Raw genomic sequence first — 20,659 nt, 5'->3', positions numbered from 1 at the left:
TCGAGGTGGTCGTCCAGCGGTGGCTCGCGGTCATGTCCCCGAGCGTGCTGTCATGGTCTTGTGCACCTCAACCCTTACGGGCGTGACGCGGTCCTCCTCGCGGCGGACCTGGCGAACGACCCGCCGTCGGGGCGCCGGGACCTGGTCGACCGCTGCCGCGACGCCGGCCTCGTCGTCGACGCCACGGCGGAGGACGACCTCGAACGCACGCGTGACCTGCTCGACCGGTGGGTGTGCATCGTCGACGCGCCCGGTCCCGCGGAGCGCGCGGCGCTCACCAACGACCTGCTGGCCGAGTTCTGCGGCCACCCCCGGCTGACCGACCACGCCGACGATGGCTACCACCTGCACTTCCGCGACGCCGACCTCCCGGTCGGGCGGGTGCTGTGCTCGCTGGTCGCGATGGGGACGGCGCTGCACCTGGCCGGGCGCGGGATGCACCGGCTCGGCCGGTGCGCGGTCGAGGGCTGCGACCGCGTCTTCGCCGACGTCTCGCGGACCGGGCGGCAGCGCTACTGCTCCACCGCCTGCGCCAACCGCGACGCGGTGCGTCGGCACCGCTCGCGAGAGCCATCCCACGAACGATAGGACGTCCAACCATTTGGGCGTACCGTCTGTCACGAGCACGTTTCGGTTGGGAGGAGTTCGCGGTGAACCCGGAGTTCGACGTCTACGACCTGGGTGAGGAGCGGGCCGCGCTGCGCGAGGCCATCCGAGCCCTGAGCGAGAAGGAGATCGCGCCGTTCGCGGCGGAGGTCGACCAGCAGGCCCGGTTCCCGCAGGAGGCCCGGGAGGCGCTGACCGCCTCCGGCTTCCACGCCATCCACATCCCGGAGCAGTACTCCGGTGAGGGCGCGGACTCGATCGTGGCCTGCATGGTCATCGAGGAGGTCGCGCGGGTCGACGCGTCGGCCTCGCTGATCCCGGCGGTGAACAAGCTCGGCTCGATGCCGATCATCCTGTCCGGCTCCGAGGAGCTGAAGCAGGAGGTGCTGCCCACCATCGCGAGCGGGCAGTCGATGATCAGCTACGCGCTGTCCGAGCGCGAGGCCGGCTCCGACACCGTCTCGATGCGCACCCGCGCGCAGCAGGACGGCGACGACTGGGTCCTCAACGGCACCAAGTGCTGGATCACCAACGGCGGCGTGTCCGACTGGTACACCGTCATGGCCAAGACCGACCCCGACAAGGGCGCCAACGGCATCTCCGCCTTCGTGGTCCACAAGGACGACCCCGGTTTCTCGGTCGGCCCGAAGGAGCACAAGCTCGGCATCAAGGGCTCGCCCACCACCGAGATCTACTTCGAGAACTGCCGGGTCCCCGGGAGCCGGATCATCGGCGAGCCCGGCACCGGTCTGAAGACCGCGTTCGCCACCCTCGACCACACCCGCCCGACCATCGGCGCGCAGGCCGTGGGCATCGCCCAGGGTGCGCTCGACGCGGCCGTGGCGTACGTCAAGGACCGCAAGCAGTTCGGCAAGGCGGTCGCCGAGTTCCAGGGCGTCCAGTTCATGCTCGCCGACATGGCGATGAAGATCGAGGCCGCCCGCCACCTCGTCTACGTCGCCGCCGCCAAGGCCGAGCGCGGCGAGAAGAACATCGGGCTCGTCGCCTCCGCGTCGAAGTGCTTCGCGTCGGACGTCGCGATGGAGGTGACGACGGACGCCGTGCAGCTGTTCGGCGGCGCCGGCTACACCACCGACTTCCCGGTCGAGCGCATGATGCGCGACGCCAAGATCACCCAGATCTACGAGGGCACGAACCAGATCCAGCGCATGGTCATGGGCCGCCAGGTCCTGCGCGGCTGAGCTACAACCGCCCGCTGACCTTCTCGGCCCCGGCCCGCCGGTCGAGGGCCGAGAGGTCGGCGTGGCGCACCTGGACGAGCGACCCGCCGGCCGCCAGGACGGCGAGCAGACCGTCGACCAGGCCGCCTTCGGCCGCCACGGGCCAGTCGGCCGTGGACAGCAGCCGCGTGTCGGCGTCGTAGCCGAGCGCCGCGGCTCGTCGTCGGGACAGGTCCACCACCGCGTCCACGGTCGCGTCGCCGAGCGCCGGCGCGCTCCCGGCGACCGGGTCCGGCGTGAAGTGGTCCCCGTGCATCCGGACCTCGCTCGCGTAGTCGACCGCGTCGCCCGGCAGGTCCGCGAGCGGACGCCCGAAGGCGTCCAGCGAGAAGCCGACGACCAGGTCCGCGGTCGCGCCGAGGTGCTCGGCGTCGACCAGGGCCACCGCCACGTCGTCGGCGTCGGCGGGGACGACCTGCGCCCCGCACCACCACGCCCCGAGCAGCGCGACGGCCTTCTGCCAGTGCGCCGGCAGCGCCACCGACACCCGCGTCCCGGGCTCGACGTCGCACTCGTCGCGGAGCAGGTTCGCGGTCTTGGCCACCCAGTTCGCCAGGGTCTCGCCGGAGAACTCGAGCCGCTCGCCGGTCGCGTCGTCGTAGAACGTGATGAGCGGACGGCGGGCGTCGGCGGCGAGGACGGGGGCCAGCAGGGCGTCGGTGACGGTCATCGGGCGGCGAGCCTAGCCGGTGGGACCGACCGGGCTCAGTTGACGCAGGGGATGCCGTCCGCCGTGATCGGCGGCTGCGGGGGAGGCGGCGGCGCGCTGTCCGCGCTGTCCGACGGCGCGACCACGGCGCCCGGGCCCCGGTAGTCCGACGCCAGCAGCACCTGGACCCCGCTCGGCGGCACCGAGGCGTCGGGACGGGTGGGCAGCCCGCCCAGCGCCCGGGCGACCACCCCGGCCCCGGCGTCGCCGCCCGGGCCGAAGAGGACCGCGGAGCTCGGCGCGGTCTGGTCGGCGTTGCCCGAGCGCAGCTGCGTGTAGCCCTGCGCCCCGAGGATCTGCACCACCCGGGCGGCGGCGCCGCCGGTGCCGGAGGCGTTGCGGACGTCCACCGGAATCTGCGCAGGCGCCGGTCCGGTGGGCACCACGGGGGCGTCCTCGGGGCCGATCGCATCGGAGACGAACCGCTTGACCTCGCTCTCGTCCACCTTGAGCGCGTCCCCGGACGTGGTGCTGATCCCGCCCTCGGTGGGGATCGTCATGAAGGTGACCGAGCCGCCGCTGACGCCCTGCATCTGCTGGGCGAAGCCGAGCAGGTCCCAGTCGCCGTCGAGGACGACCGACTGCTTCACGGCCTCGAGCAGCCGGCTCAGCGTGATCGGGTCGGCGAGGGTGCCGGCCGAGAGCACCTTGTGCGAGAGCCCGGCGAGGAACGCCTGCTGGCGGCGCACCCGGTCCAGGTCGCCGAGCGGCAGGCCGTGTCGCTGGCGGACGAACGCGAGGGCGTCGTGCCCCGACACCGACCGCGGTCCGGCGGCGAAGTGCGCGCCGGAGAAGTCGTCGTCCACCGCGTTCTTGAGACAGACGTCGACGCCGCCGATCGCGTTGGTGAGGTTGAAGAAGCCGAGGAGGTTGATCTCGGCGTAGTGGTCGACGCTGATCCCGGTGAGCTCCTGGACGGTCTCGACCAGGGCGGCGCGACCCGCCTCCGAGGAGCGCACGTCGACGTCGCGGGGATCGGCGTCGCCCTCGGAGACCAGCTGCTGCGCCATCGCGGCCTTCGCGCCCGGGTAGACCGAGTTGAGCTTCCCCTTGCCCGACGACCACGGCAGCCCCACGTAGCTGTCCCGGGGCAGCGAGAAGGCGACCGCGCGGCTGCCGTCGTTCGGCACCCGGACCAGGATCATCGAGTCGGTGTTCAGCTCCCCGTCGGCCGAGCCGGCGTCGAGCTGGGCGAGCACGCTGCGGGGGAGCGGGTTGCCCTGCGCGTCGTTCCGGCTGTCGGTCCCGACGAGCAGGATGTCGGTGGCGCCGTCGGCGGCGGTGCCCTTCTTCGAGAGGGCACCCGACGTCGCGAAGCTGCCCGAGAGCGCGGCCCAGGCGGTGCCGCTCACGGCGAGGATCAGCACGGACATCACGGTCACGACGACGCGCAGCATGCGCCACGGCCGCCGCCGGGGGCCGTCGGGCGGCGGCGGTCCGGGCCGCGGCGGGGCCGGACGCGGCGGGGAGGGTCGGGACGGCGGGCCGGACGGGCGGGGCGGACCCTCGCGCAACGTCACCGACGACGGAGGACGGCCCATCCCGGCCGGGGCGCCACGCCCGGCGGGCCCGGCGCCGGCGCCCGAGGGGCGCAGCTCGCGGAGGTCGCTGCGACGCAGCCGGGCGGAGGCGCCCCCGGGCGGCTGCGGAGCTCCCCGCGGAGGCTCACGGCGGCGGTCGGCGTCCGCCGGCCCCGCCCCGGGCCGCCCTGCGGACGGGCCGAACCGCCGCGCGGGATCGCGACGAGGACGGCCACGGTCGTCGTCCACGTGGCGCCTCCCCTCACGGTCTGAAGTCAGCGGCGGTTCTCGGTGTCTGTCACGACGGGGCTCGGCGGTGCGGCCCCCTGAGACATCGTCGTCCCGGTCGACCGGCTCAAGGGCAGGCTAGACGGCCTCACCCGAGTTTCTCGGGCACCACCCGTTCGGACCCGCCGCGGCGCGTCGGAGGATGACACAGCATCACCCGGCCGTGCGGGCCGGGATCGATCTTCGGAGGCTGCGCGTGCGGTGGATGGTGACGGGAGCGGGCGGAGCCCTCGGGACGGACCTCGTCCGGGTGCTGACCGCGAGCGGTGAGCGGTTCCGCGCGTTCGTGCGCGCCGATCTCGACATCACCGACGCCGAGGCGGTGGACGCGGCCGTCGGCGACTGGGCCGGTGGGGTCGACGAGCCGGCGGTCCTGCTCAACGCGGCCGCCTTCACCGCCGTCGACCTCGCCGAGACCGACGCGGACGCCACCCGCGCCGCCCACGCGGTGAACGCCGACGCCCCCGGTCTGCTCGCCGCGGCGTGCGCCCGGCACGGCGCCCGTCTCGTGCACGTCTCCACCGACTACGTCTTCGACGGCCGCGGGCCCGCCGGCCGTCCCGGTGCGGGCTACGAGCCCGACGACCCCACCGGCGCCCGCAGTGTCTACGGCCGGACGAAGGAGCTGGGCGAGCAGCGCGTGCGGGACGCCCTCGAGGCCCACCACGTCGTCCGCACCGCCTGGGTCTACGGCGACACCGGCAGCAACTTCGTCGCGACGATGGCGCGGCTGGCCGGCCAGCGCGACACCCTCGACGTCGTCGACGACCAGCACGGGTCCCCGACGTGGTCGGCCGACCTGGCCGAGGCGCTCGTGGCGCTGGGTCGCTCGGACGCGCCCGCCGGGACCCTGCACGCGACGGGCGGCGGCGCCACCACCTGGTGCGGGTTCGCCCGCGCCGTCTTCGAGGAACTGGGCGCGGACCCGCACCGCGTCCACGGCTGCACCACCGAGCAGTTCCCCCGGCCCGCCCCGCGGCCGGCCTGGTCGGTGCTGTCCCCGGACTCGTGGGCCGCCGCCGGACTCGCGCCGCTGCGCGACTGGCGCGACGCGCTGCACGCCGCCGTCGAGCGCCACCCGGGGCTGCTCGGCCGCTGACGGGACCGGACGGCCCGTCCGGCGCACACCCGTCGTCCGCACGATCGTCCGGGACCGGACCGAAGATTTTTCCGGGCATGTCGGCGACGAGCCGTCACCTCCCGGCGCCCGGCGCGTTCACGACGTATGGCGTTGGAGACGGTGCTGCTCGCCCTGCTCGGCGTGGTCGCGGTCTGGCTCGTGATCGACGCGGGCCGGGAACGCCACCGCCTGCGGGCCCGCATGGACCGCGCCACCCGTCGGGCGGCCACGCCGCCCCCGCTGCCGGTCGCGCCGCCCGTCCGCGCCGTCCGGCCCGCCCCGAACACCGGCGGGCTCGGCCCCGGGTCCTGGCAGTACTGGCCGGTCGCGCTCCCGGCCTCCGACGAGACCCGGCGGTAGACCCACCTCCGGGGACGCCTCCACCCCCGGCGAGGATGGGTGCATGCCCTACGGAGACGAGCTCGCCGTCGTCGTCGTGACCTACTCGCCGGGCGTTTCGCTCCCCGCGTTCCTGGACTCGCTGGCCGGGGCGACGACCCGCCGTCCCACCGTGGTCCTCGCCGACAACGGCTCCACCGACGGCGTCCCCGAGGCGGCGGCCGCCGCCGGGCGGGCGCAGCTGCTGCCCATGGGCGAGAACCTCGGCTACGGCGCGGCGGCGAACCGCGCGGTCGCGGGCCTGCCGGGCGAGGTCGGCTGGGTGCTGGTGTCCAACCCCGACATCGTGCTGGGCCCGGACTCGCTGGACCGGCTCCTCGTGGCGGCCGGGCGCTGGCCCCGGGCGGGGTCGCTCGGTCCGCTCATCCGCACCGACGGCGAGGTCTACCCGTCGGCGCGCCTCGTGCCGTCGCTCGGTCGCGGGGTGGGGCACGCCGTGTTCGGCACGGTGTGGCCCGCCAACCCGTGGACCCGCTCCTACCGGCAGGAGGGCTCGGTCGCCGAGCGGACCGCCGGATGGCTCTCCGGCTCCTGCCTGCTGCTGCGGCGCGAGGCGTGGGAATCGGTCGACGGGTTCGACCCGCGCTTCTTCATGTACTTCGAGGACGTCGACCTCGGCGACCGGCTCGGCCGCGCCGGCTGGCTCAACGTCTACGTGCCGGAGGCCGAGGTGGTGCACACCGGCGGCCACGCGACCGAGGCCGACGTCCCGACCTCCGCGCGCATGCTCCGGGAGCACCACCGCAGCGCCTACCGCTTCCTGGCCGACCGCTACCGGGGCCGGCGTTGGGCCCCGCTGCGGGCCGGTCTGCGCGCCGCGCTCGGGGTGCGGGCGCGGTGGAGCACGCGGCACGCGGTCTGACGCCCCCCGGCCGGTGACAGGAAAGCGTCGTTGCTGTCAGCCAGTGACAGTAACGACGCTTCGCTGCCACCGGGGGACGGGGCCCTCAGCGCCGGAACAGACGCTTCCAGAACGGCAGCTTCACGCCGACCGGCGGCGTGGTGGGGGAGTCGTCCGGACGCGGCTGGTCCTCCCGGCCCCGCCGGTCCTGGTCCTGGGCCGGGAACGGGGCCGTCGGCGGCCGGGTCGCGGCCGTGCGCACGGTCGGTGCCTCGGCGGGCACGGGCCGCATCAGGGTGGGATCCGAGACCTCCACCGGGGTGGTCTCCGGTTCCCGCGGGGTCCAGCCCTGGGGCTGGCGGTGCCGCCCGTCCCGGTGGTGCAGGGCGCCCGGGTGGGGCCGTTGGTGGCGTTGCGTGATCGCCTCGTCCGAGCGCAGTGCCGACTGCGGGATCATCTGCGTGGCGGACGCGTCGAAGGGTGACTGAGCGCTGTCAGGCGTCACCACGGTGGCGTTGCGTTGCTGCGCCCGGGCGATAGCCTCCTGGGCGCGGTCCCACGCGTTCGACGGCTCCACCACGCTTCTCCTGCCCGGCTCCCGGCGACGGATAGGGCGTCCGGTAGGCCCCGGAGGACCCGGACCGGTGACTGCCGAGTGGCGTTCACACTAGCGCCCGGACGCGACGCCGTCGTCACGCCGGGCCTCCAGGACCGACCCAGGAGGGGACGAACGTGACGGACACGGGGGGAACGGCGCAGGGCACGGCGGCGGTGGTGCTGGTCGGTGGCCAGGGCAGCCGCCTGCGGCCACTGACGGCCTCGACACCGAAGCCGATGCTGCCGACCGCAGGGGTGCCGTTCATCGGGCACCTCCTCTCGCGCATCGCGAGCGCCGGCATCCGGCGGGTGGTGCTCGGGACGAGCTACCGCGCGGAGGTGTTCGCGGACTACCTGGGCGACGGCTCCGCCTTCGGGCTCGAGCTCGAGTGCGTGCCCGAGCCCGAGCCGCTCGGCACCGGCGGCGGCATCCGGCACGCCGCGGCCGCCCTCGACCCCGCCTTCTCCGAGGTCATGGTCTTCAACGGCGACATCCTCTCCGGGGTCGACCTCGGCGCCGTGCTCGCCGAGCACCGGACCTCCGGCGCCGACGCCACGTTGCACCTGGTCCGCGTGCCCGACCCGACCGCCTTCGGCTGCGTCCCCACCGACGCGACCGGGCGGGTCCAGGCGTTCCTCGAGAAGACGCTCAACCCGCCGACCGACCAGGTAAACGCCGGGTGCTACGTCTTCCGGCGCTCCGTGATCGACGCGATCCCCGAGGGTCGGCCGGTCAGCGTCGAGCGCGAGACGTTCCCCGGTCTCCTGCGCGAGGGCCGCCGCCTGCAGGGGCACGTGGAGTCCTCCTACTGGCTCGACCTCGGCACCCCCGCCGCCTTCGTCCGTGGCTGCGCCGACCTGGTGCAGGGCATCGCCCCGACCTCCGCGCTGCCCGGGCCGGTCGGCACCGCCCTGCTGCTCGAGGGCGCGAAGACCGCAGCCACCGCGTCGGTGTCCGACGGCACCACGCTCGGCCGCGACGTCGTCGTGGGGGACGGGTCGCGCGTCATCGGCTCGGTGGTGATGGACGGCGCCCGCATCGGCGACAACGTCGTCGTGACCCGCTCCGTCATCGGCCCCCGCGCGGTGATCGGCGACGAGACGGTGGTCAGCGACGCGGTGATCGGTGACGACGTCTCCGTCGGCGCGGGCTGTGAGCTGCTCGACGGCGTCCGTCTGTGGCCCGGTCTCGCGATCCCGGACGGCGGTCTGCGATTCTCGGGGAGTGGCTGAGGCGCTCCTCGAGTCCGGGACGGCCGGGACCCGTCGCTGGGTCCCGGGCTACGTCCTCGACATCGCCGCCCTGATCGGGCCCCTGCGCCACGGCAAGGGCGACCCGACCTGCCGCATCGACGAGACCGGCGTGGTCTGGCGGGTGTGTTCGACCCCGCTCGGCCCGGCGACCACCCGCATCCGCCGCGCGGGCACCGAGGTGGTCGCCGACGCGTGGGGCCCGGGCGCCGAGTGGGTGCTCGACGGTCTGCCCGCGCTGCTCGGTGCGGACGACGACGACGCCGGGTTCGTCGGCCACCACCCGCTGGTCGCGGACGCGAGGCACCGCCTGCCCGGGCTGCGGCTCGGCGCGTGCGGTGCGGTGTGGGACCAGCTCTTCGCCGCGATCCTGGAGCAGAAGGTCACCGGCATCGAGGCGCACCGTTCCTGGCGGGAGCTGTGCTGGCGCTTCGGCGGCGCCGCGCCCGGCCCGGCGCCGAAGGGCATGCGGGTGCCGCCGACGCCGCGGGAGACCAAGGCGATCCCGGACTGGGAGTGGCACAAGGCCGGCGTCGACCAGTCCCGGCGCCGCGCGATCCTCGCGTCCGCGACCGTCGCGCACCGGCTCGAGAAGGCCGTCGAGCTGCGTGGGGTCGAGGGCCGGTCGCTGCTGCGCAAGGTGCCCGGGATCGGGGTGTGGACCGCCGCGGAGGTCGCCCAGCGCGCCTGGGGCGACCCGGACGCCGTGTCGATCGGCGACTTCCACATCCCCTCCACCGTCGGCTACGCGCTCGTCGGCCGGAAGCTCGACGACGCCGGGATGATGGAGGTCCTCGCCTGCTACGCCCCGCAGCGGCAGCGGGCGGTGCGCTACATCGAGGCGTCCGGCTTCCGACGACCCCGCTTCGGCCCCCGCTACTCCCCGCGCGACTTCCGGGAGTGGTGATGGCCGGCTGGAGCGCCGCCGAGGTCGCCCGCGCGAGCGGGCTGCCGCTCACGGCGCTGCGCCCGGGCCTGTGGTCCCGGGCGGACGTCGTCGAGCTGCAGCGGACGCTGCTCGGCCGCGAGCTGGGCCTTCCCGACGACGGGTCGGTCTCGTCCGAGGAGCTCCTCGCGGTCCTCGAGGCCGTCCGCGACCGGGTCGAGCGCCGGATCGCCGCGGTCCGCGGCACGCTCGAGGGCCGGCGGCACACCCCGGAGGAGATCCTCGACGGGTTCGGGGAGCCGGTGGTGCCCGACGAGACCCTCGACGACCTCGGCCTCGCCTGGGCCCGCACCTGGACCGCGGGCGAGACGGTCGACTCCGCGGCCGCCCGCTCCGTGGCGGAGCACCACCGCGCGGTCGCCGGGCCCGACGTCAGCGAGGCCCTGGCGCTCGTGCTCGACCGACACGGCCTCGGGGTCGCCGCCTACGCCCGGGACGCCCTCGCGCTCACCCGCTGACTGAGCACCTGCTGTGCATCCGGGCCGGACGCTGGCCCGGGCGCGGGCGGCGCGGCCAGTCTCGCCGCCGTGATCATCCGACGTCTCCTCCCCGCGCTGGTCCTGCTCGCCGTGCTGGTGACCGCCGGCTGCGGGGCCTCCGCCCACGCGGCGGGGACCGCCCGGCACGCCGTCGACGGCACCGTGACCGCCGAGTCCGGGACCACGTGGACGGTGCGCACCACCGACGGCCGGGACCTGACCGTGCAGCTGACCCCGACCACCCGCTTCGGGCGCACGCACCAGCCGTCGAGCGCCGACCGGTTCCCCACCGGATCCCGGGTCCGGGTCCTCGGCACCGTCGCCGGCACCACGATCACGGCCCGCCGGGTGCTCCCGCCCCTGTCGACCCGCGCCGGGCAGACCCCGACGCCCACTCCCACCCCCACGTCGACGCCGTCCCGCGCGCCCGCCACCCCGACGACCACCCCGACGGCGCCCTCCCCGGCCGCGGCCGACGGGACGGCAACGGAGGCCGTGCAGGCCGCGGTGGCGGCGGCACCGAGCGGGGTCGCCGTCGGCGTGGCGGCCCTCGACACGGCGGACGGGGACGTCGTCGGCGGCACCACCGGCGCGACCGGGTTCGAGTCGGCGTCGGTGGTCAAGCTGGTCACGGTCGTCGACCTGCTGCACCGGTCCGAGACCGGCGACATCACGCTGAGCGGGGACGACATGACCGCGATCGGGCGTGCGCTGAGCCTGTCCGACGACGACGCCATGGACACGCTGTGGGAGGAGTACGGCGGCACGCAGACCGTCACCGACGTCGTGTCCCTGGTCGGTCTCCACGACACCACGCCGTCGACCGACCCCGACGAGTGGGGCGAGACAGTGATCTCCGCCCGCGACGTCCTCGCCGTCTACCGGTACGCGTTCACCTCGCTCTCGCCCGCCGACCAGCAGGTGGTGCGCTCCGGACTGCTCGGCGCCGCCGACGCGGGCGCGGACGGCTTCGACCAGGCCTTCGGGCTCCTCGACCCGCCCCGGCCGGCCGGGGCGATGGCCAAGCAGGGCTGGATGTCCGACGGCGACCTCTACCTGCACACCACGGGCGTGCCCGCCGCCGGCTCGCCCTGGGTGGTCGCCGTGCTCACCCGGCAGCCCGGCGGTGACTCCTGGGACACCGCCCGCGCCGCCGTCGACACCGTCACCCGGGCCCTCACGACCCGGCTGGCGGCCCCGGCGGCGTGAGCACCGAACGCGCGAACGCCACGTCGTCGGGAACCTCCGCGACCGGCCACCAGCGCAGGTCGACCGACTCCTCGCTGCGCACCGCCGTCGCCCCTGCGGGCGCCCGCACCAGGTAGCGGACGTCCAGGTGGCGGGTGGGCACCCCCAACGAGCAGGTGACGGGGTGGACGTCGAGGTGCACCGGGGCGTCCGAGATCGTCAGGCCCTCGATGCCGGACTCCTCGGTCGCCTCGCGCAGCGCCGCGGCCCGCAGCGTCGGGTCGTCCGCCTCGATGTGGCCGCCGAGCTGCACCCACCGCCCCACCCGCGGGTGCAGCGTGAGCAGGGTGTGCTCCCCGGCCGCGTCGACCACCAGCGCGGAAGCCGTGAGGTGCCCGGGGACGCACGCCCGCTCGCAGGCGTCGGGGCGCGCGGCGAGGTAGGCGAGCAGGGCGAACCGGATCGCGGACTGGTCGGGCGACGGGGCGTCCCACGCGGTCAGCACGGCCACCGCGTCGTCGTGCACGGGGGTCACCGCTCCACCAACCGCTCGTCGGCCGTCAGCGCACCGCGCGGGGCGGGGGGCTCCGCGGGACGGCCGACGGCGACCGCGCCGAGCGGCTCCCACGTCGCCGGCAGGTCGAGCACCGCGCGGACCGGGTCGGCGGCGAAGATCGTCGAGCCGATCCAGCACGACCCCAGGCCCTCGGCCGCGAGCGCCACCAGCAGGCCCTGCACCGCCGCGCCACCGGCGACGGTGAACATCGTGTCCTCGCACGCGGACCGGCGTGCGTCGGGGTAGTCGTGCGACCCGCCGTCGGGCCCCCGCACGAGGAACGGCAGGACCAGCTCCGGCGCCCGGTACAGCAGGTCCCCGCGGGCGAGCCGCTTCGCCACCTGCGCCGCGGTGAACCCGTCGGCCTCCAGGTCCGCGCGCCACGCGGTGCCCATCGCGTCGAGCAGTTCCCGGCGGCGGGCCGCGTCGCGCAGCCAGACGAAGCGCACCGGCCGGGAGTGGTGCGGGGCGGGCGCGGTCAGGCCGGCGGCGACGGCGCGGCGCACGGCGTCGGGGTCGACCGGCTCCGCGGCGAACGCGCGGACCGACCGCCGTGCCGGCACGGCCTCCCGGCGCCCCCGCGCGATGGCCTCGTCCGCGCCGAGCCAGAACAGGTCCTCCTCGACGGGGCGGACCAGGGCACCCGCCGTCGGGCCGTCGCCGGCCAGCCCGCCGAGCCCCCGGACGACCGCGACCGGGACCCCGCCGAGCTTGCCCTTCACCAGGTCGGCCGCCGCCGCGATCTCGTCGGCGACCGCGACCTCGGTGACCAGCAGTTCGTTGCCCTGCCGGTCCACCGCGCCGCCGTAGCCGTGCAGCGCGACGAGCCCGGCCGAGCCGATCGCCGCGTCGGTCTGCCCCAGCCGCCAGCAGCGGCCCATCGTGTCGGTGACGACGACGGCGACGTCGACCCCGAGGCCGTCGGCCAGGGCGGCCCGCAGGCGCGCGGCGGACCCGTCGGGGTCCTCCGGCAGCAGCGCCACCTCGTCGGTCTCGACGTTGGACCCGTCGACGCCGGCGGCGGCCTGCACGATGCCGAGCCGGTTCGTGACGATCTTGGTGCGGCCCTTCGTCGCGAGCAGCCGGACCGACTCCTGGTCGATCAGCCGTCGCCGCGCCGCGTCCCGCTCGTCGGGGTCGCTCGGGACCGTGACCAGGCGGCCCTCGACCTTCGAGAACACCTTCGAGGTGACCACCACGACGTCGCCGTCGGCCACCTGCCCGCGCAGCGCGTCGACGAGGGCGGCGGCCAGGTCGTCGCCGGGGCGGAACTCGGGCAGGCCCGGCACGCCCCAGGCGTGGAGGCCGCCCGCCGCGGCGTGGTCGGCCCGGGGGGACTCAGACATGCAGCCCCGCCACGTCGATCGCCGCCCGGACCATCGCGGCCGTGGCCTCCGGGTCGGTCATGAGCAGCGGCACGGAGCGCACGGCCACGCCCGGGACGTCGGCGGTGTCGGTCTCGTGGACGAGCCAGCCGTCGAGCAGCCCGCCGGCCGAGCGAGCGCCGTAGTGCCGCCCGACGCCCTCCGCCGAGACCTCGACGCCCACCGCGTCCAGGCACGCCTCGGCCATGCCGCGCACCGCGCGCCCGCCGACGATCGGGCTGATCCCGACGACGGGTGCGGGCGCGGCCGCGAGGGCCGCCCGGAGGCCGGGGACGTCGACGATCGTGCCGACGCTGACGACCGGGTTGGACGGGGCGAGCAGGACGAGGTCCGCCTCGGCGATCGCGGTGAGCGCGGCCGGACACGCGCTCGCCTGGTCGCGCCCGACGGAGGCGAACCCGTGGGCCGGCGGGACGGCGCGGTGGCGGACCCACCACTCCTGGAAGTGCACCGCCTTCCGCTCGCCGGAGTCCGGGTCGTCGATCACGACGTGCGTCTCGATCCGGTCGTCGCTGGCCGGGATCAGGGCGACGCCGGGCCGCCAGCGGTTGCACAGGGCCTCGGTGACCTGCGAGAGCGGGTAGCCCGCGCGCAGCATGCGGGTGCGCACGAGGTGCGTGGCGACGTCCCGGTCGCCCAGCCCGAACCACGTCGGGTCGGCGCCGTAGGCCTCGAGCTCCGCCTTCACCGACCACGTCTCGTCGGCCCGCCCCCAGCCCTTCTGCGCGTCGATGCCGCCGCCGAGGGTGTACATGCAGGTGTCGAGATCCGGGCAGACCCGCAGACCGTGCAGCCAGAGGTCGTCGCCCACGTTGACCACCGCGGAGACGTCGCCCTGCCCGCCGAGTGCCGCCAGCACCCCCTGCAGGAACCGCGCGCCGCCGACGCCCCCGACCAGAACCGTGACCTTCACACGGTGATCGTGCCCCCGACCCCCGACGGCGTGCCGGGTCGGGGTCCGACCCGGCATCGGGGCCCGGCCTAGCGTTGCCAGAAGAAGAAGATCGAGCGGCCGGCCTCGGCGAGCGCGAGGTCGCCGCCGGTCGAGGAGTAGACGAACGAGGCGAAGCCGAACAGCGCCTGCGCGGCGGGGGAGAAGAGCAGCAGCACCACGAACAGCAGCAGCGGGGCGTACGGGGTGAACGGGGCGACGCGCTGCCGCGTGTGCTCCGAGAGGTACGGGTCGAGGACGCCCCAGCCGTCCAGACCGGGGATCGGCAGGATGTTCAGCACGAAGGCGAGCACCTGGATGAGGGCGAGGAAGGACAGGCCTGCGCCGAGGTAGACCGGGACCAGCGGGACGAGCAGCGCGAGGAGCACGGCGAGCACGAGGTTGACCAGCGGGCCGGCGAGCGAGACCAGGCTCATCGCCCAGCGGGCGCGGAGCGTGCCGCGGGCGATGTAGACCGCGCCGCCGGGCAGCGGGATGCCGCCGATCAGCAGGAACAGCACCGGCAGCACGAAGGTCAGCCCGGGGTTGGCGTACTTCGTGATGTCGAGGGTGAGGTAGCCGCGGGCCTTGACCCAGGGGTCGCCGCAGCGGTGCGCGGTCAGCGCGTGGGCGAACTCGTGCAGGCAGAGGGAGACGCACCACCCGGCCAGGATGATGATCACCACGCCGGCGGTGATCGCGATCTCGGAGCCGAGGAGCGTGAGGACGCACCCCGCCACCGTCGCGGCGAGGAGCCCCAGGAAGATGGGGCTGGTCCGGGTCAGGCTCCCACCGGAGCGCAGGCTGGCCACGGCGCCAGTGTCCCAGGTCGGGCCGCCGGAGGTGGCCACGCAGCGTCGATGAGCGTCGGAAACACGTTCACCGCACGTGACGACCGTCCGTCGCGACATGCGGCCATGCAGGGGACTCAACTTGACCCACATGGAACGACACCGATGTAATTCCTGCCGACGTACACGCCGGCGCGGGGCCGGCGCTCCGCCAGCTGGGGAGTGCTAGCGGTGAGGGAGGCCGTGTGAACGGTGCGGAGAGCGGGTCGGTGGTGCTGGGCAGCGTGAGGTTCGACGGGACGTCCGGGACGTCGCTGGCGGCGGGGGGACCCCAGGGGGGCGGGCGCCCGCGGGACGTCCTGGGAGAGTTGTTCGCCGTGGCCGGCGAGGACGAGCAGGAGTGGCAGGAACGCGCCCTGTGCGCGCAGACCGATCCCGAGGCGTTCTTCCCGGAGAAGGGCGGATCGACCCGGGAGGCCAAGCAGATCTGCAACAGCTGCGAGGTGCGCTCCGAGTGCCTGGAGTATGCCCTCGGCCACGACGAGCGCTTCGGCATCTGGGGCGGTCTCTCCGAGCGGGAGCGTCGCCGGCTCAAGCGTCGGGTCGTCTGACCCGCCCACGCCCACCACACTCCCCGCGGGGCGTGTGAGCACCCTGTCTGTCCACGCCGTCGGACCCCCCTTCTAGTCTCGGGCACCGCCCGGTGGCCACCGGGCGACACCGACGGCGGGGAGGACTGCGGTGGCCCCCACGGCGCCCGTGCTGGCGGTCCTGGTCTGTCACGACGGCGAGGCGTGGCTCCCCGAGACCCTCGGGGCGCTCGGCCGGCTCTCGGTCGCCCCGCGGCGCGTCGTCGCGGTGGACACCGGCTCGAGGGACTCCACGCCCGACCTGCTGCGGTCCTCCAACCGGGTCGACGTCGTGCTCGACCTCCCCCGGGACACCCCGTTCGGCACGGCCGTCGCGGCGGCCGTGGCCGACGCGGACCGGCGGTGGGGACGCGAGGGCGACCGGAGCTCGGGCGACTGGCTCTGGGTGCTCCACGACGACGCCGCTCCCGAGCCGTCCTGCCTCGACGTGCTGCTCTCGGTCGCCGAGACCTCACCGGCCGCCGCGATGCTCGGCCCGCTCCAGCTCGACTGGGACGATCCCCGGCTCGTCGTCGAGGCCGGCCTGTCCACCGACGCCTCCGGGCACCGGCAGACCGGCATCGGCTCCGACGAGCTCGACCTCGGGCAGTTCGCCACCAACTCCGAGGTGCTGGCGGTCGGGTCGGCCGGCGCCCTGATCCGCCGCCGGGAGTGGGACGCCCTCGGCGGGTACGACTCGGCGTTCGGGCTCCTGCGCGAGGACCTCGACCTCGGCTGGCGGGTGAACCGCGCCGGGGGCCTCGTGCTCTGCGTCCCGTCCGCCCGGCTGCACCACGCCCGCGCGGTGACCGTCGGCGCGCGCGGGCTCGACGCCCGGGGCACCGACGGCGGGCTGCGCACCACCGACCGCCGCAACGGCATGACGACGGTCCTCGCCAACGGCTCCGGGGCCGCGTACGCGATCGGTCTCGTGCGGCTCCCGCTGCTCGCCGTGCTGCGGGCCCTGGGCTTCCTGCTGCTGCGCCGGCCGCGCGCGGCCAATGCCGAGCTGGGCGCGATGGGTCGGCTGGTGGCCGACCTCGGCGAGGTCCGGGAGGCGCGGCGCCGCCGACTCGTGCCCGCCGCCGGGTCCGGGGACGTCCGCGGTCTGCTCACCAGCCGCACCACGCGGCTGCGCAACGCCGTCTCCGGCGGCCTGGCCAGCATCGTGCGCAACCGGGTGCGCGACGACCTCGACCTCGGGCGGCTGCCGGACTGGGCGGCCCGCCCCGCGCGGGTGGCGGCGTCCTCGGTCGCGTCGACCGAGGGCCCGGAGGACGGGCAGCTGCTCGTCGGCCAGGGCGCGCTGCCGGCCGGGGCGACCGCGCCGAAGCGGTCGAGCCGCCGCAAGGCCGGGCTGCGCCGGCCTGGCGGCGAGTCGGTCGCCGTCTCCCTCGCGGGGTCGTCCGCCGCCGGCGAGGCCGGACCCACGGAGCTCATCGCCCGCAGCGGGCGCCACCGCACGGTCGCCGACCCGGAGGCCGCCACCGCGCTCGTCGGGATCCCCGACCCCCGCGAGGCCCCGGCCGCCGAGGCCGACCCGCACCTCGTCGTCGTGCCCGTCACCCCGGGCCGGGTCCTGCGGGAGCTGCTGCTCGCCCCGCCGCTGCTGATGGTCCTGGCGCTGACGGTGGTGTCGCTGCTGGCGCACCGCTCGCGCCTCGGCCTCGACCTCGCCGGCGGGCGCATCCGGGCGCTGCCCGAGCTCGGCCCGCTGTGGAGCGCCTACCTCGCCGAGTGGCACCCGGTGGCCGGCGGCACGGCCGCGCCGGCCTCGGCGGCGCTCGCCGTCCTCGGCGTGCTCGGCGGACTGCTCTGGCCCGTCGCCGGCTCGTCGGGACCCGCGGTCGCCGTCTCGCTGCTGCTGCTCGGCGCGCTGCCGCTGGCGGGGCTGTCGGCCTACGTGTCCGCCCGGCCGATCCGCGTCGGCCGCGTGCTGCGCGCGCTCGCCGCGTCGGTGTACGCCCTGCTCGGCATCACCGGGGCGGCCGTCGCGCAGGGCCGGCTCGACGGCGTCGTCGTCGTCGTGCTGCTGCCGCTCGTGCTCGCCGGGGTCGCCGCCGTGCTGCGCGGCAGCCGCACCGCCGCGGGCGACGAGGGACCGCGGGGCCGCCGCACGTCGTGGTGGAGCGCGGCGGCGGGCACCTCGTTGCTGCTCGCCGTGGTCTCCGCCTTCGCGCCCCTGGTGCACGTGATGGTGCTCGTGGTGGTCGTCGTCGGCTTCGTCGCGGTCCCGGCGCCCGCCGGGGCGGCGAGGCGCCGCGCGGTGGCGCTCGCCGCCGTCGTCGTGCTGCCGGTGCTGCTGCTCCTGCCCTGGCCCTCGACGTTGCTGCGGGCCCCGCAGGTGCTGCTGCACGGCACCGGCTCGCCGGTCACCGAACGGTTCGCGAGCACGTTCGGCGTGCTCTCGCTCGACCCGGGCGGTGCCGGGTCGCTGCCCGTGGTCGGGCTGATCGTCCTGGTCGTCGCGGTGGGCGGGGCGTTGCTCGCGCCGCGCCGCACGATGGTCCCCGGCCTCGCGGTGATGCTGCTGGGCATCGTCGCCGCCGGCATCGTCGGCACCGTCCCGCTGGCGCCGCTCTCGGGTGGCGACCCCCGCCCGGGCTGGACCGGCCCCGCCCTCGCCTTCGCCGCGTGCGGCGCGCTGTGGAGCCTGCTGGCGCTCGTCGCCGAGGCCCGCGCCGTCCCGCTCGGCACGCTGGTCACCGGCCGCTCCGGCCCGCGCCACCGCCCCGCGCCCCGGCAGCTGGGGGACCCCTCGATCGACCTCGGGCCCGACGGCGTCCTCTCGCGCGTCGGCGGCGGGGCGCGCTCCGCCGCGTCGCGCGTCGGCACGGCGCTCTCCTCGCGCCTGCGGGTCCGCGCGAGCGCGGCCTCCACCGGGCGGGCCCGCGGCGTCGCCGTGCCGGTGGTGGCCGCGACGGCGTTCGCCCTCGCCGTGTGCGCCGTGCTCGTCGGCCCCCGCGGACCGCTGGCCGCCCGGCCCGCCCCCGCCCTGGACGCGGCGCTCGCCGGCCGGGTGGCCGCCTCGGGAGCCACCGTCGTCGAGGTCGGGCTCACGCCACGCGCGGACGGGCCGGGCTTCGCGCTCGACGCCGACGCCACCCGCCGCGCGGGCGCCGACCTGCCGCGCTACGGCGACGACGACCTGGTGCCCGTCGGCGCGGCCCCCGCCCGGCTGACCCGCGACGTCACCGCGCTGCTCTCCGGCGACCCGGCGACCGTGCAGGCCGGCGCGGCGGAGCTCGCCGCCTCGGGCACGTCGACGGTGGTCCTGCCCGACGCCGCGGTGGCCGACCGCGCGGCGAGCGCGGGCTCGCCGCTGCTCACCCCGGCGGCGCCCACCTCGGACGGCCGCTCGGTGCTGACGATCGGCCTGCCGGTGGCGGGCGCGGTGATCCTCGAGCCTCCGGTGTCCGACGACGCCACCGACGCCAAGGCGGCGCCACGGCGACCGTCGGGCATCGCGGCGCTGCCCGCGGTCCCGCCCTCGGTCGGCGTACTGATCTCGCCGGGGGCCGACCGGCGGCTCGTGGTGCTCGCGGCGGAGCGGGAGTCGGGCTGGACCGCGACGGTGGGCGGCGCACCGGCCGACATCGTGCCCGCGTGGGGCCACCTCGTCGGGGTGCCGGTGCCCGCGCAGGGCGGCCCGGTGGTGATCGGCCGGGACACGACGCTGCGGGCCCTGCTCCTGCTGCTGCAACTGGCGCTGGTGCTGTTCACGGTGCTGTCGGCGCTGCCGTCGCGGACCCGGCTGGACTGAGTCGGGCGAGGCTGAGTTCCTAAGGGACGTCAAGCCGCGGGGTGGGTCGTAGAGTGCGTCGCTGACGGGCCGGTCGATGGAGCGCTGTGCGACTCCTTGCTTCGCCGGCCCGTCCCTGTCGTGGTCCGGGCGCGGGTGGCTTCGGTGTTGATCCTGCTGGCCAGCGCCCGGCCCTCGGGTTCGGTGATCTCGCGGCCGTCGAGGTCGCGGAGGCGGTAGTGCTCGCCGCTGCGCCAGCATGCGGCGATGCGGGTCACCAGGACCGCGGCCAGGGTGCAGAGTGCGCTGTTGTGGTGTTTGCCGCGGTCGCGTAGCCGCTGGTAGCGGGCGGCGAGGCCGGGGTCGGTCTTTCGGGCGTGGTCGGCGGCGATGAACAGCGACCAGCGCAGGACGTGATCGCCGGCCTTGGTGGGGCCCTGGTGGGTCTCGGAGGTGCCGGACTGACTGATCTTGGGGACCAGTCCGGTGTAGGCGCGGACCGCGGCCAGGTCACGGAAGCGGTTGGGGTCGCCGAGGCGGCCCAGGATCGCGGCGGCCAGGACCGGACCGAGTCCGGGGACCGAGGCGAGGATGCCGGTGGGATCAGCGTCCTGGTAGGCCGCGGCGATCCGGTCGTCGACGTGGTCGATCTCGTCGTCGAGTCCGCGCAGCAGGCGGGTCTCGGCGGCGATGTCTTCGGCGAGTTCGGCGAAGTCGATGGCGCCCTCGGGCCAGAGCGACAGCGTCGCGCGGGCGGCGGCGAGCAGGGCATCGGCCTTGTCCTCGCGCCAGGCCCCGCGGCTGGTGCGGATCAGCAGCCGAGTCAGCCGGGCCCGCCCCAGTCTGAGCAGGGCGTGCGGATCGCTGTAGCGCTCGAGCACGCTGCAGGCCGCTTTCCCCGGGTCGGTGCCCAGAGCGGCGGTCCAGGCGGGTCCGAGTAGCTCGAGTAGCGCGTCGAGACGCTGCAGCGAGGCGGTGCGTCGCGCGACCAGGCCGGCGCGACGGCCGACGGTGCGGCGCAACCCCTCAGCCGGTCCCAGTCCGGGGGTCTCGACCAACCCGTCGGGGTGCAGCAGCGGTATTCGAGCCAGCAGTTCGCAGTCGAGCCGATCGGTCTTGGCGTGCTTGTTGTAGTACTTCCGCAAGTCCGCGGACTGTTCCGGGGGGACCAGTCGCACCTGCGCGCCCCGATGACGTAGCCAGGCCGCCAGCGCCACCCACGCGTTGCGGGTCGGTTCCATCACGACCACGACCGGCACGTCACCCTGGTCGGCGCGGACCGCCTCGACCGTTCTCCAGAGCGTCTCGAGATCCTCGCTGCCGGTCTGGAAGCGGCGGTTGGTCCACAGCAGCGCGCCGGTCTCATCGGCCAGCGCCGCGCGGTGGGCCTCCCGGCATGCCACGTCGATACCCAGCCGGAGCTCGCGCACGGGCTCTCCT

At 75.7% G+C, this 20,659-nt stretch carries 19 protein-coding genes; 11 read left to right on the top strand and 8 right to left on the bottom strand.

Annotation, left to right across the window (positions count from 1 at the left end; translation table 11 throughout):
* The first annotated feature begins 60 nt into the window (after positions 1 to 60).
* Together ACQPYX_RS23720 and ACQPYX_RS23715 are read left to right on the top strand one after the other, a co-directional pair.
* A complete protein-coding gene (locus ACQPYX_RS23720) occupies positions 61 to 588 on the top strand; it encodes a CGNR zinc finger domain-containing protein (protein WP_433799714.1) in 528 nt (175 codons plus the stop codon).
* Positions 589 to 650: 62 nt separating this feature from the next.
* On the top strand, positions 651 to 1,808 hold the full coding sequence (locus ACQPYX_RS23715) for an acyl-CoA dehydrogenase (RefSeq protein WP_433799713.1): 1,158 nt from the start codon (positions 651 to 653) through the stop codon (positions 1,806 to 1,808).
* A gap of 1 nt (position 1,809) precedes the next feature.
* Here ACQPYX_RS23715 and ACQPYX_RS23710 read toward each other — a convergent pair whose 3' ends face one another.
* Positions 1,810 to 2,517: a TIGR03089 family protein gene (locus ACQPYX_RS23710; protein WP_433799712.1), complete on the bottom strand. Its 708-nt coding sequence runs from the start codon at positions 2,515 to 2,517 to the stop codon at positions 1,810 to 1,812.
* A 35-nt stretch (positions 2,518 to 2,552) separates the two neighbouring features.
* The gene (locus ACQPYX_RS23705; RefSeq protein ID WP_433799711.1) at positions 2,553 to 4,325 is read right to left on the bottom strand and encodes an LCP family protein; all 1,773 of its coding nucleotides are present in this window, start codon (positions 4,323 to 4,325) and stop codon (positions 2,553 to 2,555) included.
* 244 nt (positions 4,326 to 4,569) lie between these two features.
* On the opposite strand from ACQPYX_RS23705, the gene rfbD reads away from it, so the two are divergent.
* From rfbD to ACQPYX_RS23690, 3 genes are all read left to right on the top strand, one after another.
* Positions 4,570 to 5,463, top strand: a complete 894-nt coding sequence (gene rfbD, locus ACQPYX_RS23700; RefSeq protein ID WP_433799710.1) for a dTDP-4-dehydrorhamnose reductase — start codon at positions 4,570 to 4,572, stop codon at positions 5,461 to 5,463.
* Positions 5,464 to 5,589: 126 nt separating this feature from the next.
* Positions 5,590 to 5,844: a hypothetical protein gene (locus ACQPYX_RS23695; protein ID WP_433799709.1), complete on the top strand. Its 255-nt coding sequence runs from the start codon at positions 5,590 to 5,592 to the stop codon at positions 5,842 to 5,844.
* A 43-nt stretch (positions 5,845 to 5,887) separates the two neighbouring features.
* Positions 5,888 to 6,745, top strand: a complete 858-nt coding sequence (locus tag ACQPYX_RS23690; protein WP_433799708.1) for a glycosyltransferase family 2 protein — start codon at positions 5,888 to 5,890, stop codon at positions 6,743 to 6,745.
* 85 nt (positions 6,746 to 6,830) lie between these two features.
* Here the strand turns inward: ACQPYX_RS23690 and ACQPYX_RS23685 are convergent, their stop codons facing one another.
* Complete coding sequence (locus ACQPYX_RS23685) at positions 6,831 to 7,304, bottom strand: hypothetical protein (protein WP_433799707.1); 474 nt, start codon at positions 7,302 to 7,304, stop codon at positions 6,831 to 6,833.
* Positions 7,305 to 7,456: 152 nt separating this feature from the next.
* On the opposite strand from ACQPYX_RS23685, the gene ACQPYX_RS23680 reads away from it, so the two are divergent.
* The 4 genes from ACQPYX_RS23680 to ACQPYX_RS23665 all read left to right on the top strand — a co-directional run bounded on the left by ACQPYX_RS23680 (position 7,457) and on the right by ACQPYX_RS23665 (position 11,206).
* Positions 7,457 to 8,554: a sugar phosphate nucleotidyltransferase gene (locus ACQPYX_RS23680; RefSeq protein WP_433799706.1), complete on the top strand. Its 1,098-nt coding sequence runs from the start codon at positions 7,457 to 7,459 to the stop codon at positions 8,552 to 8,554.
* A complete protein-coding gene (locus tag ACQPYX_RS23675) occupies positions 8,547 to 9,479 on the top strand; it encodes a DNA-3-methyladenine glycosylase family protein (RefSeq protein ID WP_433799704.1) in 933 nt (310 codons plus the stop codon). Before ACQPYX_RS23680 ends, ACQPYX_RS23675 begins: the two co-directional genes overlap by 8 nt.
* Complete coding sequence (locus ACQPYX_RS23670; RefSeq protein WP_433799703.1) at positions 9,479 to 9,976, top strand: hypothetical protein; 498 nt, start codon at positions 9,479 to 9,481, stop codon at positions 9,974 to 9,976. The genes ACQPYX_RS23675 and ACQPYX_RS23670 overlap by 1 nt, the downstream gene beginning before the upstream one ends.
* A 69-nt stretch (positions 9,977 to 10,045) precedes the next feature.
* The gene (locus ACQPYX_RS23665) at positions 10,046 to 11,206 is read left to right on the top strand and encodes a hypothetical protein (RefSeq protein ID WP_433799702.1); all 1,161 of its coding nucleotides are present in this window, start codon (positions 10,046 to 10,048) and stop codon (positions 11,204 to 11,206) included.
* Here ACQPYX_RS23665 and ACQPYX_RS23660 read toward each other — a convergent pair.
* The 4 genes from ACQPYX_RS23660 to ACQPYX_RS23645 all read right to left on the bottom strand — a co-directional run bounded on the left by ACQPYX_RS23660 (position 11,175) and on the right by ACQPYX_RS23645 (position 14,869).
* Positions 11,175 to 11,720 carry an NUDIX hydrolase gene (locus tag ACQPYX_RS23660; protein ID WP_433799700.1) on the bottom strand — a complete coding sequence of 182 codons (546 nt, stop codon included), beginning with the start codon at positions 11,718 to 11,720 and terminating at the stop codon, positions 11,175 to 11,177. The two genes, ACQPYX_RS23665 and ACQPYX_RS23660, sit on opposite strands and share 32 nt — an antisense overlap.
* Positions 11,717 to 13,087 (bottom strand): coenzyme F420-0:L-glutamate ligase, encoded by a 1,371-nt coding sequence (locus ACQPYX_RS23655; protein ID WP_433799699.1) that lies wholly within the window; start codon positions 13,085 to 13,087, stop codon positions 11,717 to 11,719. Before ACQPYX_RS23655 ends, ACQPYX_RS23660 begins: the two co-directional genes overlap by 4 nt.
* Positions 13,080 to 14,039 (bottom strand): 2-phospho-L-lactate transferase, encoded by a 960-nt coding sequence (gene cofD / locus ACQPYX_RS23650; protein ID WP_433799698.1) that lies wholly within the window; start codon positions 14,037 to 14,039, stop codon positions 13,080 to 13,082. The genes ACQPYX_RS23655 and cofD overlap by 8 nt, the downstream gene beginning before the upstream one ends.
* Positions 14,040 to 14,107: 68 nt before the next feature.
* On the bottom strand, positions 14,108 to 14,869 hold the full coding sequence (locus ACQPYX_RS23645; RefSeq protein WP_433799696.1) for a site-2 protease family protein: 762 nt from the start codon (positions 14,867 to 14,869) through the stop codon (positions 14,108 to 14,110).
* 338 nt (positions 14,870 to 15,207) lie between these two features.
* Between ACQPYX_RS23645 and ACQPYX_RS23640 the strand changes: the two genes are divergently transcribed.
* Positions 15,208 to 15,459 (top strand): WhiB family transcriptional regulator, encoded by a 252-nt coding sequence (locus ACQPYX_RS23640; protein ID WP_230755641.1) that lies wholly within the window; start codon positions 15,208 to 15,210, stop codon positions 15,457 to 15,459.
* A gap of 130 nt (positions 15,460 to 15,589) precedes the next feature.
* Complete coding sequence (locus tag ACQPYX_RS23635; RefSeq protein WP_433799694.1) at positions 15,590 to 19,240, top strand: glycosyltransferase; 3,651 nt, start codon at positions 15,590 to 15,592, stop codon at positions 19,238 to 19,240.
* Positions 19,241 to 19,269: 29 nt separating this feature from the next.
* Here ACQPYX_RS23635 and ACQPYX_RS23630 read toward each other — a convergent pair whose 3' ends face one another.
* Complete coding sequence (locus tag ACQPYX_RS23630; RefSeq protein ID WP_433799693.1) at positions 19,270 to 20,649, bottom strand: IS110 family transposase; 1,380 nt, start codon at positions 20,647 to 20,649, stop codon at positions 19,270 to 19,272.
* Positions 20,650 to 20,659 lie beyond the last annotated feature (10 nt).

It is taken from the genome of Actinomycetospora sp. CA-084318 (assembly GCF_050955885.1).
Taxonomy (GTDB): domain Bacteria; phylum Actinomycetota; class Actinomycetes; order Mycobacteriales; family Pseudonocardiaceae; genus Actinomycetospora.
This window is presented reverse-complemented; position numbering and strand designations above follow the sequence as displayed.

Excerpts from the sequence above, each read along its gene's own strand:
- ACQPYX_RS23710 (WP_433799712.1), bottom strand. The coding sequence starts at position 2,517 with ATGACCGTCACCGACGCCCTGCTGGCCCCCGTCCTCGCCGCCGACGCC.
- rfbD (WP_433799710.1), top strand. The coding sequence starts at position 4,570 with ATGGTGACGGGAGCGGGCGGAGCCCTCGGGACGGACCTCGTCCGGGTG.
- ACQPYX_RS23695 (WP_433799709.1), top strand. The coding sequence starts at position 5,590 with ATGGCGTTGGAGACGGTGCTGCTCGCCCTGCTCGGCGTGGTCGCGGTC.
- ACQPYX_RS23690 (WP_433799708.1), top strand. The coding sequence starts at position 5,888 with ATGCCCTACGGAGACGAGCTCGCCGTCGTCGTCGTGACCTACTCGCCG.
- ACQPYX_RS23670 (WP_433799703.1), top strand. The coding sequence starts at position 9,479 with ATGGCCGGCTGGAGCGCCGCCGAGGTCGCCCGCGCGAGCGGGCTGCCG.
- ACQPYX_RS23655 (WP_433799699.1), bottom strand. The coding sequence starts at position 13,087 with ATGTCTGAGTCCCCCCGGGCCGACCACGCCGCGGCGGGCGGCCTCCAC.